This window comes from Pandoraea sputorum (assembly GCF_000814845.2).
Classification (GTDB): Bacteria; Pseudomonadota; Gammaproteobacteria; order Burkholderiales; family Burkholderiaceae; genus Pandoraea; species Pandoraea sputorum.
On the sequence record NZ_CP010431.2, the window covers coordinates 752123 to 765299 of the forward strand.

18 protein-coding genes are annotated in these 13177 nt (G+C 58.9%); 13 read left to right on the forward strand and 5 right to left on the reverse strand.

All coding sequences use genetic code 11. The annotated features are described in order from the left end of the window. The first annotated feature begins 58 nt into the window (after positions 1-58). The 5 genes from NA29_RS25645 (at position 59) to NA29_RS03435 (ending at position 2685) form a co-directional block, all read left to right on the forward strand. Entirely contained in the window at positions 59-556 is a 498-nt protein-coding gene (locus tag NA29_RS25645; RefSeq protein ID WP_150777139.1) for a hypothetical protein, read from the forward strand. A gap of 20 nt (positions 557-576) precedes the next feature. Then, on the forward strand, positions 577-1038 hold the full coding sequence (locus NA29_RS03420; RefSeq protein ID WP_224786731.1) for a hypothetical protein: 462 nt from the start codon (positions 577-579) through the stop codon (positions 1036-1038). 68 nt (positions 1039-1106) lie between these two features. After that, entirely contained in the window at positions 1107-1529 is a 423-nt protein-coding gene (locus tag NA29_RS03425; RefSeq protein ID WP_039395786.1) for a Tim44 domain-containing protein, read from the forward strand. A gap of 119 nt (positions 1530-1648) precedes the next feature. Beyond that, positions 1649-2239 (forward strand): hypothetical protein, encoded by a 591-nt coding sequence (locus NA29_RS03430; RefSeq protein WP_039395788.1) that lies wholly within the window; start codon positions 1649-1651, stop codon positions 2237-2239. A 20-nt stretch (positions 2240-2259) separates the two neighbouring features. Next, positions 2260-2685, forward strand: a complete 426-nt coding sequence (locus tag NA29_RS03435) for a hypothetical protein (protein WP_039395789.1) — start codon at positions 2260-2262, stop codon at positions 2683-2685. Positions 2686-2698: 13 nt separating this feature from the next. On the opposite strand, the gene NA29_RS03440 is transcribed toward NA29_RS03435, so the two are convergent. Beyond that, positions 2699-3571 carry a LysR family transcriptional regulator gene (locus NA29_RS03440; RefSeq protein WP_039395791.1) on the reverse strand — a complete coding sequence of 291 codons (873 nt, stop codon included), beginning with the start codon at positions 3569-3571 and terminating at the stop codon, positions 2699-2701. 199 nt (positions 3572-3770) lie between these two features. On the opposite strand from NA29_RS03440, the gene NA29_RS03445 reads away from it, so the two are divergent. Genes NA29_RS03445 through NA29_RS03470 form a run of 6 tightly spaced genes read left to right on the forward strand, consistent with a single transcriptional unit; the run spans position 3771 to position 8187 of the window. Beyond that, on the forward strand, positions 3771-4631 hold the full coding sequence (locus NA29_RS03445; RefSeq protein ID WP_039395793.1) for a transporter substrate-binding domain-containing protein: 861 nt from the start codon (positions 3771-3773) through the stop codon (positions 4629-4631). An 11-nt stretch (positions 4632-4642) separates the two neighbouring features. Then, complete coding sequence (locus tag NA29_RS03450) at positions 4643-5335, forward strand: amino acid ABC transporter permease (RefSeq protein WP_052252487.1); 693 nt, start codon at positions 4643-4645, stop codon at positions 5333-5335. Then, the gene (locus tag NA29_RS03455) at positions 5325-6038 is read left to right on the forward strand and encodes an amino acid ABC transporter permease (protein WP_052252488.1); all 714 of its coding nucleotides are present in this window, start codon (positions 5325-5327) and stop codon (positions 6036-6038) included. Before NA29_RS03450 ends, NA29_RS03455 begins: the two co-directional genes overlap by 11 nt. Beyond that, positions 6035-6994: an agmatinase gene (locus NA29_RS03460; protein ID WP_039395795.1), complete on the forward strand. Its 960-nt coding sequence runs from the start codon at positions 6035-6037 to the stop codon at positions 6992-6994. The genes NA29_RS03455 and NA29_RS03460 overlap by 4 nt, the downstream gene beginning before the upstream one ends. A 14-nt stretch (positions 6995-7008) precedes the next feature. Then, complete coding sequence (locus tag NA29_RS03465) at positions 7009-7737, forward strand: amino acid ABC transporter ATP-binding protein (protein ID WP_150777196.1); 729 nt, start codon at positions 7009-7011, stop codon at positions 7735-7737. Between the two features lie 36 nt (positions 7738-7773). After that, positions 7774-8187 (forward strand): RidA family protein, encoded by a 414-nt coding sequence (locus NA29_RS03470; protein WP_039395799.1) that lies wholly within the window; start codon positions 7774-7776, stop codon positions 8185-8187. A gap of 87 nt (positions 8188-8274) precedes the next feature. Here NA29_RS03470 and NA29_RS03475 read toward each other — a convergent pair whose 3' ends face one another. Both NA29_RS03475 and NA29_RS03480 read right to left on the reverse strand, forming a co-directional pair. Beyond that, a complete protein-coding gene (locus NA29_RS03475) occupies positions 8275-8865 on the reverse strand; it encodes a hypothetical protein (protein ID WP_150777138.1) in 591 nt (196 codons plus the stop codon). 289 nt (positions 8866-9154) lie between these two features. After that, positions 9155-9481 carry a winged helix-turn-helix transcriptional regulator gene (locus NA29_RS03480; protein ID WP_039395803.1) on the reverse strand — a complete coding sequence of 109 codons (327 nt, stop codon included), beginning with the start codon at positions 9479-9481 and terminating at the stop codon, positions 9155-9157. Positions 9482-9602: 121 nt separating this feature from the next. Between NA29_RS03480 and gstA the strand changes: the two genes are divergently transcribed. Further along, positions 9603-10253: a glutathione transferase GstA gene (gene gstA, locus NA29_RS03485; RefSeq protein ID WP_039395805.1), complete on the forward strand. Its 651-nt coding sequence runs from the start codon at positions 9603-9605 to the stop codon at positions 10251-10253. Here the strand turns inward: gstA and NA29_RS03490 are convergent. Beyond that, positions 10250-11410: an FAD-dependent oxidoreductase gene (locus NA29_RS03490; RefSeq protein ID WP_052252489.1), complete on the reverse strand. Its 1161-nt coding sequence runs from the start codon at positions 11408-11410 to the stop codon at positions 10250-10252. The genes gstA and NA29_RS03490 overlap by 4 nt on opposite strands. A 125-nt stretch (positions 11411-11535) precedes the next feature. Here NA29_RS03490 and NA29_RS03495 point away from each other — a divergent pair, with 125 nt between their 5' ends. Further along, positions 11536-12321, forward strand: a complete 786-nt coding sequence (locus NA29_RS03495; protein WP_052252490.1) for an AraC family transcriptional regulator — start codon at positions 11536-11538, stop codon at positions 12319-12321. 52 nt (positions 12322-12373) lie between these two features. Here the strand turns inward: NA29_RS03495 and NA29_RS03500 are convergent, their stop codons facing one another. Further along, entirely contained in the window at positions 12374-13105 is a 732-nt protein-coding gene (locus tag NA29_RS03500) for an ABC transporter substrate-binding protein (protein ID WP_039395807.1), read from the reverse strand. Positions 13106-13177: the final 72 nt, after the last annotated feature.

Consider the following 13177-nt stretch of genomic DNA (forward strand, 5'->3'; position numbering starts at 1 on the left):
TATTTTTTAGGTAAAAATATTTGCATTATGGTTTCTGATTTTATTTGTGGTAATGGAAATGGTTTTTAATATTAGTAAACTTATATATTTGCCAGTGTTTGTTGTTATTTTGTCTGGTTGCATTTCGGTGCCCGTGGATGAGAGGTCAGTCGCTCAGCGGCGGGATGATTTCTCTCGAGTTGCGGCAGTGTTGGTCGGTGAGTATTCGGTCGTGGATCGCCGTAGAGCTAATTCTTCGGTAACTTCATTTTCGATAGGTGTTCGAGATGATAATTTAGTTGTAATTGGGCATGAAAAGGGGGGTGATAATTTTATCGTCACTGGGAAGAAATGCGATGGTTGGGATCAAAAGACTGAGAAGGGAATATCTTGTGGAAAAGTGTCTGATTCAATTTTGGGTTTAACATTTACGTTTATGAATCGGCATAGAACAATTGCTGGTGGGTCGCTCCCTTTTTTTTCGACGCCTGAAATGAAGGTTGAGCCGGGTGATTATCTTCTGGAGTTTCATCAAAAAGGCGGGAGAACTAATTCGTATTTGGTCAAAAGGGATTGATGGGGATGGAGAGTTCTCTAATGCTTATCATAAAATTAATTTTAATCATGACCGGGCAATATCTTCGCGCAACGCGCGCGATCACCGCCACAGCCCTGAGTGTCTTTGCTCTCAACGCATACGCGGCGGCACCCAAGTGCTTTTCCCAATCAATCGAAGGTCACACCACCGAAATTTGTAGGACATCAGCGCCGTTTCAGCACGATTACTACGAATTGAAGGTCGATCGCGCGCTGATCTTTGTACTGCCGGACGACTATGTTGAAAACATCACACTTGTGCATACGATCCCGAAAGACGCGGCAATTGAATTTCCGCTTTCGATGCAGGGGACGCCGACGGTGACGATCTCCGGTGGATGCACGCCGGTAAGTGCTGATGTTGAAGGCAAGGGGGGAGTGGTCGGAGTCGAGACGGGCCGTCGGTGTTCGTTCAAGTGGGGAAAGAAAGATATCTTGAAGGACTTGATAATTAACTACTGACAGAATCGAGAGCCATGACCTCGAAAGCTTGTCGCAGCAGCAATCAAAATGAAACAGGTTGACCCTAAATGATCAGATTCTCGATTTTTCAAGTTACGGCTATATGTCTCGGCCTCTTCACACAAACTCAAGCATTCGCATACGAATGCAACGAATCAGATGCCTATAAGAAGGGGCGAGAAGAAATCGCGCTGGTTCGGAAGGCCACTATGGCGCAGTATGGTCGGGCAGTGAAATTCGTGCAGGATGCGAAGGGCGTCACATTCGAAGTCGCATTGGGCGAAGTGATGCGAACCGGTGCCGCCGACCAAACGCGTCCTTACGACGAACAACTTGAGACGCTGGGAGCCAAGATTAAGGATATAAAACCCGACTCACCGCAGGCATGCGAAGCCTTGCTCCTACTGCAACGTCAACATGCCCACGTAGGTCAGCAGAAAATAGATTTCGTTGCAAAGCTAGTCACAGGTGAAGACTCTTCGGCTCGCTAGCTGGTCTGGTGACGCCCCATAACGGGCGGGAAGCGCCTCCGCCGAAAGTAGGGGCGGGGGTGCTGTCACAATCTATCCGGATTTAATATTTGAAAAATAATTAGGTATGCGATGTAAAAATGAATGCATGGTTTTTTTATGTTTTTGCTCCATTCTTCGGGGCGATCTTCACCTGTTTGGTCGCGTTATTCCCAATGCTCAGAAGAAATTTTAGGTTGTGGTACATGAATCGAAGAAGAATCCTCCCATGGCCAGTTCGCGAGGAGGTCAGGCTTGACAAGCGTCTTGATAATTTCGTGGGCGACGATAGATTCGCGTTTGCGGAGGTGGCGTGTTACTTGCTGGCGATGTTGAGTATTTTGGATGCGCTCATCTTGTTGGCGGGTGCCAGTCCGTATTCTCTGGACGATCGTTTCTCTGCTGGGCAAAGGTCGTTCATCGTCGTGATTGCTTTGATTTTCCAGATTTTTTCGGCCGCCTGTTACTACGCTATGGCAAGGCGTTTCGCCACCTGCACCATGTTGCTTTGGCGAGTGGCGGTAGGCGTCTTCCTGCTAAATCTGATCTGGAGTGCGCAGTTAATGACCGTTAAACCCGGGCCACTTCCGATGCTGCTAGGCATCCTCTCCGTGGGAGGGGTAATTTCGGTCGTTCGTGGACGGAGGTCGATGCAGGACCGCAATGTTTCCGCGGTGAAGTCAGGAGCTTGATTGATGCGAGTGAATGTTTGATGGAAAAGAAATCCAGAGAAGACAACTTTCTGATTGCGCAGGTTGCGTTTTGTTATTTTGCTGTACTCAACGCATTTGTTCTTGTACTAGCCTTGACCGGAGCTGACTACTCTTCGAACGGTGCAACATTGCTCCAAAAAATATCGATTTTGGCGAACACCATCGCAAACGTATTTCTCATGACGCTCGGATTCTCAGTCATGGCCATGAGCCTGGAGCGGTGTACGAAAGTCGTCTGGCGGATAGCGTTGATCGTCCTTTTTGTGGCTGTGACCGTCAATGTGCTGGCGATGCTTGCGCAACTGGCCATCATGCCGATATTGAGCACTATCGTTTCGGTTGCCGGTATCGCATCGTTGCTCTATGAGCGAAATGCGGTTTTCGGGAGGTCAAAGAGCAATACACCGGGCATCGTACATGTCTGATACCAGACTCTCCTCAGACGCTGGGATGAAACCCCGCCAACAACTCCAAAAACAGATCCAGCGCCCGGGTTTTCGGGCGTGACGCTTCTGTGATTGCGCTGATGGCGTTTTCGTACTCGGGGCCGGATGGCACTCTTGCCAATGCGTGACGCTTCGCAAACGACGCCGCGTAATACTGCGGCAACAGCCCCACGTAGTGTCCCGAGAGCACTAGCATCGCGACGGCTTCCAGTCCGGATGCCGTCGGCCCGCGCGTCAAGCCCAGTGAGTTCAGCGCCTCATGCACGAACGGTTGCGTTCGATACACCAGGGGTAATGTCGACGCGTCCTTCATCCGATGCCGCGCCACATATAACTGGTGACGTTCGATAAACAGCGGCTGGTAATGAAAGCCCGCTTCACGCCTGTACATCCCCCGTATCGCGATCTGCACGCGACGCTCGCGTAATGCCAGATCCAACTCGTTGAACGTCATCACCGTCAATTCGACTTTGACGTCGGGTGCTTGCGTCTTGAGCGCATCGAGCGCCTCGGGAATGTGACAGCCGACGTCCGACAGAATGTGCTCGACCATCCCGATAGAGAGCGTCCCCGAGAGCACGCCGCGCACGGCGTCGATTTCAGGACGAATGCGCTCTAGCGACTTCAGCGCATCACGCGCAAGCTCCAGCGCCACCTTGCCCGCATGCGTCAACACAAAGCCTGACGGCCCGCGCTCGCATAGCCGCGTGCCCAATGTCTCCTCGACCTCGCGAATATGTCGACTGATCGACGCCTTCGACATATTCAACTGCTTCTCAGCCGCAGCAAAGCCGCTGGCCTGCGCCACCGCGCAGAAGATGCGCAACGAGCGCAGATCGCGCTCGCTGAATTCCCGATTTGCCATCGCCTGTACCTGAAGGGCCAAGGCCCGTAAAAGGTTTCATTTTCTGAAACCATACCAATAAAAAAATCATTTTTCATGATCTTTTTGCCCGCATACATTGAATTGCAGAGGCGCGACTTTCCCCGAACACAGACGCAAATACACCGACAGTACCGGGCGCGCCGGATCAAGACCCAACCCACATGACGCGAGGCAAGCTATGAAGACCTGGTCCAGACGATCCTTTGTAAAGGCGACGCTTGCATCGAGCGCCGCATTGGCGCTCCCAGTCGTGCCGACGCTGGCCTTCGCCGAAGGCGGCACGCTCGCCGACATCAAGAAGCGTGGCAAGCTGACGGTCGGCACCGAAGCGGCCTACGAGCCGTTCGAATATGTGGAAAACGGACAAGTGGTCGGGTATGGGCACGATATTCTCGAACTGATGGCCGCGAAGCTGGGCGTCAAGCTCGAACAGATGAACCTGCCGTTCCAGGGCTTGCTGCCGGGTCTGATGTCGCACAAGTTCGACTTTGTGGCGACGAGCGTGGGTATCACCCCGGAGCGCGCCAAGCGCTTCGCGTTTAGCCAGCCGGTCGGTGTCGTGCGCTCGGTGCTGATGGTGCGTGTCGACGAGACCGACATCAAGAGCGGCATGGATATCGCGGGCAAGACCATCGGCACGCAGATGGGCTCGTCGTCCCAACCGGTAGCGGACGAGTTCGAGAAGGAACTCAAGGACAAGACGGGCAAGGGCTACGCGGGCACGCGCCTGTTCCAGGCGTATCCGGATGTCTCAAATGCGCTCGCCAACAAGACCATCGACGTCGCGCTGATGCCGTCGAACATTGCCGCCGTGCAGATGCGCAAACAGCCGAATGCGTTCCGCATCGCAGGCACCATCGGCCAGCCGAAGCTGCTGGCGTGGGTGGCGAATCCGAACGATCTCGAGATTCGCAAATTCATCAACGACTCGCTCGACGAATTCCGTGCAAACGGCAAGCTGGCCGCATTGCAGAAGAAGTGGTTTGGCGGCCCGATGGACACGCCGCGCGAGAACTACTTGCCGCAGGGGGCGATTTGACCTCCGCAGCCATGGTCGACGGCCTCGGCAGCATGGGCGGCATGGCCGGTGTGATTCAACCGTTTCTCGAAGGCGTGGTCTCGGGAACGGCGATCACGCTGGCGGCGTCGGCCGGTGCCTTCGTGATCGGGCTGGCGCTCGGGATCGTGCTGTTGCTCATGCGCATCTCGCCGTTCGCGCCGTTGCGCTCGCTGGTGGTGCTGTGGGTGAGTCTGATTCGCGGCACCCCAGCGCTGATCCACATGCTGATCGCGTACTACATGGTGCCCGCGATGTTCGATCTTTCGATCTCGCCTGTCACCGCCGGTGTAGCCGCACTCGCCTGCAACACGAGCGCTTACATCGTCGAGATTCTGCGCGGCGCACTCGGCACGATCTCGCACGGACAACGCGCCGCCGGTTATGCGATGGGCATGCGCGCGACGCAGGTGTGGCGACACGTGTTGCTGCCGCAGGTCATCTACCGCTCCATTCCGCCGCTGACCAGCGAGTTCACGATTTTGCTCAAGGCGTCGTCGCTGATGTCGATCATCGCTGTGCCGGAACTTGCGACCGTCGCACGCAATGCCACTTTGCAGACGGATCTGCCGTTGCAGGTCTTCGCGATCACGGCCGCCGTGTACTTCGTGTTGCTGTTCTGCATTTCGGCCGCGTCGCGTGTGTGCGAGCGCCGCGTATCGAGGATGTTGCCCCATGGCCATTGATTTCTCCATCGTCCGCGAAGCGATTCCCGTCCTGCTCGAAGGTCTGCGCGTTACTGCGCTCGTGAGCCTCGCCGGTATCCCCATCGGCATCGTGATCGGCATCGCCGCCGCCTACGCCGCGCAGTCGCGCACATTGCTGCGCCCGATAGCGCTCGGTTACGTCGAGCTGGTGCGCAACATCCCGTATCTGATCCTCGTCTACCTGTCGTTCTTCGGTTTGCCGAAGGTTGGTGTGAGTGCGTCGGCCATGACCGTCGCGGTGGGATGCACGGCGTTCTATACCGGTGGCTACTTCTGCGAAATCCTGCGTGCGGCCCTGCGCAGCGTGGCGCGCGGTCAGACGCATGCGGCGCTCTCGCTGGGCATGACTTACTGGCAGACGCAGCGCCACATCATCGCGCCGCAGTTGTTCGGCTTTCTGATTCCGCCGACGACGAGCCTCGTGATCATGATGTTCAAGGACTCGGCCATCTTCTCGGTGATGAGCCTGCCGGAGATGACGTATCAGAGCAATCTGCTCACAGCAAACACGTTCGCTTACGTCGAAGTGCTCGGCACGACGGCGTTGATTTACTGGCTCAGCAGCGTCTTGCTGGCCGGTGTGGGGCGGCGTCTGGAAACCGTGGTCGGGCGACGTACCCGCACACCCGACGCCGTCGCTTTCTCGACACTCCCCGCCAAAGGAAAAGGACAACTCTCATGACGACTTACACCGTTGCCCCGCGCACAGGCCATCCGACGCTGCTGTATTCGGAGCTTGATCTCGACATCGACAACCTGACGGCCGACATCGCTGTGCTCGGCATGCCGTACGGCGCACCGTATGCGGCGTCCGACTTCAGCAACGATCAGACGAATGCGCCGTCCGCGATTCGTCAGGCGACGGACCGTGTGGTGCGCCGTCCCGAGCACTACGACTTCGACATCGACGGCCCGCTGCTGCAAGGGCGCAAGGACATCCGTTTCGTCGACTGCGGCGACATCGTACCCGACCTGTCGAAGCCGGGTGAACACTATGCCCGCGCCGAAGCGGCGGTGCGCCGCATTGCAGCGGGTGGTGCAATGCCCATTGTGCTGGGCGGCGACCACGGCATCACCACGCCCGTGCTGCGCGGTCTCGATCAGAAGGGACCGATCACGCTCGTGCATATCGATGCGCATCTGGACTGGCGCGACGAAGTCAACGGTGTGCGCGAAGGCTTGTCGAGCCCGATTCGCCGTGCGTCGGAAATGGCGCACGTGGATCGCATCATCCAGATCGGTTTGCGTGCGCAGGGCAGTGGCCGTCCGGCGGATCTGGCTGCCGCGCGCGAGTACGGTGCAGAGCTGGTGACGGCGTACGAGCTGCATGACATCGGGATGGACGCCGTGCTCGATCGCATTCCCGACGGCGGTAACTACTACCTCACCATCGACGCCGACGGACTCGACCCGTCGACCATGCCTGCCGTGGCCGGTCCGGCTCCGGGTGGCGTGACGTTCGTGCAGGCGCGCAAGCTGATTCACGGGCTGGTGCGCAAGGGGCGCGTGATCGGCATGGATATCGTCGAGATTCAACCGGAGAAAGACGACGCGAACCTGATTTCGTGCGTAACGGCCGGTCGTTTGATCCTCAACCTGATCGGCGCGTCGATTCGCGCAGGGCACTACGACAAATGAGCACCGCACAACCCATCATCGAGATTCGCGACGTCGACAAGTGGTACGGCGCGCACCACGTGCTCAAGCAATGCTCGACGCATGTCGGCAAGGGCGAGATCGTGGTGGTGTGCGGGCCGTCCGGCTCGGGCAAGTCGACGCTGATCAAGACCGTCAACGCGCTGGAGCCGTTCCAGAAGGGCGACGTCGTGGTGGCGGGCACGTCGCTTACCGCGAAGTCGACCAATCTGCCGAAGCTGCGCAGCAAGGTCGGTATGGTCTTCCAGCATTTCGAACTGTTTCCGCATCTGGATCTGACGCGCAATCTCACGCTCGCGCAGCAGATCGTACTCGGGCGCGACGCCGATTCTGCGCGTACCAAGGCGCGGGCGTTGCTCGATCGCGTAGGGCTGTCGGCGCACGCACATAAGTATCCAGGGCAGTTGTCGGGCGGTCAGCAACAACGCGTGGCCATCGCGCGTGCGTTGTCGATGGACCCGATGGCCATGCTGTTCGACGAACCGACGTCGGCGCTCGATCCGGAAATGGTCAACGAAGTACTCGACGTGATGGTCGAACTCGCCCGCGAGGGCATGACGATGATGGTCGTCACGCACGAGATGGGCTTCGCGCGACGCGTGGCGCATCGCGTGGTGTTCATGGAGGACGGCGCGATCATCGAAGACAGTCCGACCGACGTGTTCTTCAATGAAGCGGCGAGTCTCGCCGCGAAGCGCTTCCTCTCCAAGATTCTGGCGCACTGACTGCGCCGCCGACCCTAGACAGAAAGACGAGACAACATGACGCACACCCGCATCCGCAAGTTCAACACCCGCGAAACCTATCCGGAACAAAAGCTCGACAACGATCTGTGCCAGGCGGTGATCGCCGGGAACACGATCTATCTGCGCGGACAGATCGGTCAGGACCTCGACACGCGCGAATCCGTCGGCATTGGCGACGTGACGGCACAGACCGAACGCGCTATGGCTAACGTGAAGATGCTGCTCGACGAATGCGGCAGTCAGCTCGCCGACATCTGCAAGGTATCGGTGTATATCGTCGATCCGCGCTATCGCGAGGCTGTCTACAACGTCATGGGGCGCTGGCTCAAAGGCGTGTTCCCTGTGTCGACGGGCATCGTGGTGCAGGCGCTTGCGCGCCCCGAGTGGTTGGTGGAGATCGATGTGACGGCGGTGAAGCCGACCGCCTGAGCTCGTGTAGTCGAATCGAGGGACGCAAAACGTCACGCCGATGCTTCGACGTATCGATACAACGGCCGTGACGAAACCGTTTGCGGATCAGAAGCGGCGCTTGACGTACACCGTCGCACCGAGATCTTTCTGACGGAGAATCGGGATTTTCGCGCTCGCGGAAACGGTCCAGTCTTCAGTCTTGAGCGAAAGCCCGCGCTTAGGATCTGAACCCAGCTTGTCATCGGTATTGTTCCACTGCACGAGGGACAACTCAGGTGAGCGGTTTGGCCCGATGTTCAGGTAGCTTTGCGTCGCTCTTGCGGCGTTGGCCGTATCGGCGGCGGCAGGTGATTCGATCCAGCTGGCCGTCCCATGCACGGAGGATGGCGCAGCGCTATTGATCGCTTCGATCCGAGTGTAGAGAAACGCGCTGGCGTCTGCCTGCGTCATTCGATCCACGCGCTCGGGCGTCTCGGGACCCTCTCGACCGAACGGATAGAGCGTGACGGGGACGGCCGGAACCACTGCGACGGAGATGGGGGCAGACGGAGGCGGGACACGTACGGGTAGTGGTGATGGGCCGAGGTTGGCCATCATCATCTGTTCGGATGAACCCGTGCCGACACCCTGCGACATTGCCACGCCGCTTAGCGTGGCAAGACAGGCGCCGATCATCCATTTATTCAGGCACGTCATGGACATGCCTCCCGTGAAGGAATGGAAACGCTAGTTCACTGGCCCCATTTTTACCTTCGTACGGCGTGCCTCTTTACTTCGCAAACTTTGTATTACGAACCGTCTTAATCGGTTTCTCAGCGTGCCGTATGCACTTAGGAAGTGTAGTCAGTCATTTGCATCGCGCTACCCCAATTTGCCCCTGCTTCATGCTGCATTGCGGATAGCACCGTCGCTCAGGCCCGCTGGATAAGCCCTTGGTGCACGCAGCCGTGGAGTGGCTTCGGGTATATCCCGACGTTTCGCGGCATTAACGGTTCTCGTCACGCGCCTTCAGCCAAAGCCCGAATTCCTTCATCACTTCGACCACGGGACGCAGTCGCTCGCCGTCGGCCGATAGCGCATATTCGACTTTGACGGGGGAGGTCGGGTACACGGTACGTGTGATCAGTCCGGCATCCTCCAGCGCACGAAGGTCGAGCGTGAGCATGCGTTGCGAAATGCCGGGGACATCGCGTCGCAGATCGTTGAATCGTTTGGGGCCGTCGAGCAGGTACGACACGAGGAGCAGTCGCCATCTCCCGCCGAGAACGCGCATCGATTCTTCCACCGAACAGCCGGACAGATTCTCTTTCATCAGGCACTCACATTCTTAAGAGTGGGTATATTTTTTGTACTTATATGTCATTTTAGTGCCTTCTTTATTTTTTATACCGATTGCCTAGAATGACCCCCGAATCACTATTTCGGGAATCCTCATGAAGCTCTATTACGTGCCGGGCGCTTGCTCGCTGTCGCCTCACATCGTGCTCAACGAACTGGAGGCGGATTTTTCGCTGGTGAAGGTCGATTACAAAACGCATACGACAGAAGACGGCCGGGACTTTTATGCGCTCAGTCCCTTCGGCTACGTGCCGTTGCTGGAATTGGCGGACGGCACGCGGCTTCGCGAAGGCCCGGCGATTGTGCAGTACCTGGCGGACCGCAAGCCGGAACGAGCATTGGCGCCTGCGAATGGATCGCTTGATCGCTACCGACTTCAGGAGTGGCTGAATTTCCTCAGCACGGAAATCCACAAGGGTTTCATTCCGCTGCTCTATGCGGTGCTCGCGGGGAAGTACGGCACCGAGTCGGCGAAGCCGAAGCTGGAGGCTCGCTTCAAATGGATCGATGAGCAACTGGCGCAACGGGCGTATCTGATGGGCGATGACTTCACCGTTGCCGATGCTTACCTGTTCACGCTGACGCAATGGGGGCAGGCGTCGTGGCTTCAGTCCGTCTACAAGGCGAACATCCACTTTGACGACCTGCCCCATTTGCAGCGTTGGTATCGCCGCGTGCTGGCGCGTCCTTCCGTGCAGCGGGCGCTTGAGGCGGAAGGGCTGACGGTGACGGCGCGCTGCGCCTAACGACGTTGCTCGGCAACCGTGTGGGGGAGCGCGGACGGCAGCGCGTGACGCTCGCTGTGACCGAACCACGCGGAGAAGGCGCGCGCGCACTCCGCACCGATCTGGGCGGCCCGGTCGAGCATGCCAGTTTCCTGCGCGCGCACGGCGGCCTGCCAGTCGGGTGCGCTCGTGATGGCCTCCGCAAGTTCTGCGGCGTCGAGCATGGCGAGATTGACGCCAACGCCCATGGGCGGCATCACGTGCGCGGCGTCGCCGACGAGTGTGAGCCCCGACGTCGAAGGCCATCGGGTGCCCGGTGGCAGGCTGAAAATCGGGCGTATGGCGGCGATGTGCTCGGCATCCTCGATCAATGACAGCAGGCGAGGCGACCAGCCCGGAAAGCGTGCGAGCAGCGCCTGCCGGGTGATGTCGGCGAGTGTCTTTTGCGGCCGGTCGGTGTCGTCGGCATGCGTTCTGAACGCCGCATAGGACCGTATGACGTCGTTGCCATTGCGTTGTGCAAAGAGCGCGGTGCCTGATCCGGGACCATTGCCCACGGACATAAGCGTTCCGTGGCCGACCAGCGCCGCGACGTCAGCGTGTCGGCGTTCGACGTCGGAGAACCAGAGTTCGACGAACGTCACACCTGTGTACACCGGACGAACGTCGGTGAGCGCGGCTCTGACGGCCGACCCGGCTCCGTCGGCGCCGATGACGAGATCGCATTGGTAGGTGCGTCCGTCGTGCAGATGGACGATACGGCGACCGCCCGGGGTCTTACCGACGCCAACGACACGCGCTCCCCAGATCACCGTGCTGGCGGGCAACGGTTCGAGCAGAAGTTCACGCAATACGAGACGGTCGATCTCGGGGCTGTCGCCGGTGCCGGGGGCGGGAATGTCTTCGAGGAGCGTTTCACCCGTCGCCCAGTCGATGTCGCGAAGCTCCTGATCGTCGTGACGGGCAATCGCCATATAGGCGTCGAACAAACCGGCTTTCTTCAGCGCAAGCTGACCGTCCGGCACGTGAAGGTCGAGCATGCCGCCCTGATCGCGCGACGTGGCGCTCGTGTCGGCTTCGAAGACGGTTACGTCAAAGCCATCGCGACACAGCATATTGGCGGCGACAAGTCCGGCCGGTCCGGCCCCGACGATCACGATGACGGGTTTCTGCGACATTCCTTTCTCCTGAGCACAACGCCGACATAGCGTTCATGACGCACTCTATCGGTGGCCGTGATTGCCCCGTTATCCGCATAAGGTCAAAATATGCTGAAAATCGGCCAACTCTGGATTCCGCGCTCATGCCACGCAGCCTCGGGAAAATCGATCACGAACACGAAACGCTGGCAGGTTTCGGTGTTGACGACACACGTCCGGAGAGCATCCGCCGCCTGAATCGATGGCATCGGCACGCGCAGGGGCAATTGATCTATATCGGCGCGGGGCATTTTCATATCCGCACCGACTTCGGCGCGTGGCTGGTGCCGCCGCAGCGTGCCGTGTGGATTCCGCCGGATCTGATGCACTGGGGTGAGTTGAAGGGGGTGAAGACCGGCGCGAACATCCTGCTTGCCCCCGCGTATTGCGAGACCTTGCCCGAACGTCCGCAGGTGCTCTCGGTCGGGCCGTTGTTCGAAGCGCTGATTCAGCGCGTGGCGGGATGGCGTGCGGACGTTGTGACGTCGCCGGAGGAGGCGCGCGTCATGGCGGTGCTGATCGACGAGATTCGCGCGGCACGGCATGAACCGTTACACCTGCCGATGCCCAGTGACAAGCGCCTGCTCAAGATGACGGCGCTGGTGCTCAATGAGCCGGGCCGCGAGCATTCGCTTGAGGCGCTGTCGTCGATGGCCGGACTGTCGACGCGCACGGCACGACGCCTGTTCGCGGCGTCGGTTGGCATGACGTTGTCGGAGTGGCGTCAGCAGGCGAGGCTCATGCGCGCCGTCGAGATGCTATCGGAAGGTGAGGCGGTGTCGGTGATTGCCGATGTGCTGGGTTACGCGAGCCCCAGTAATTTCATCGCGATGTTTCGCTCGGTGTTCGGTGTCACCCCAGGGAAATACGTCGCGAGCGCGCGCGCCTAGCGCAAGACTCCGTACCGCGCACACGCCCGACGTCGGGCGCAAATGCCGACGCTTACTCCGTCGGTGCGACGCTCACGCCCGTGATGCCGTGTCGCTTCATTGCGTCGGCCACGAAGCCTTCGCGCTTCATGTCTTCCACGAACGTCTTGAGGTAAGCCAATGCGCCTTCGCCGCGCGTGATCGGCACGCCCATCGCCTGACGAATGACCATGAAGCGTTCGTCCAGCAGGCGATAACCGGTGAGGTTCGCCACGTCCTGTTCCAACTGCTGTTTGACGCCAGCGGCCACTTCGCAGCCGGTGTCGATGAACGTCTTGATCACCGTCGGCGACGTCGGCGCGCGCACGATCTCGGCATGTTTGAGTTCGCGTGTCAGAAACAGATCATAGGCGCTGCCATGACCGACGACCACACGGGTGCCCGCATGATCGACGTCCGCATTGGTTTTGACGGGGGACGCATCGCGCACGAGGTAATAGCCCTCGATCAGGACGTACGGCGATGTAAAGCCGATTGTCGCCGCGCGGCGCGGATCGATGGCGAAGAAGCCCACGTCAGCCTGCTCGTTCGTGACCGTCTCCACGGATTTGCCTGCTGCGTCGACCACCACCAGTTCCAGTTCGACCCCGAGCCGCTTTGCCAGCGCGCCCGCGAGATCGACCGAGATGCCAGTGGGACGCGATTGCGCATCGACGCCCGCAAGAATCGGGTTGCCGAGATTGATGCAGGCGCGCAGCACGCCAGTCGGTGCAAAGGCTTCGAGCAAAGTACGGTCAGGCGTCATGATGGACCCGTAAGAGGAAGGGAAACGTGGAAGGTGACGACTCGAGAATACCGGCAATCATGTGTCGGCGAA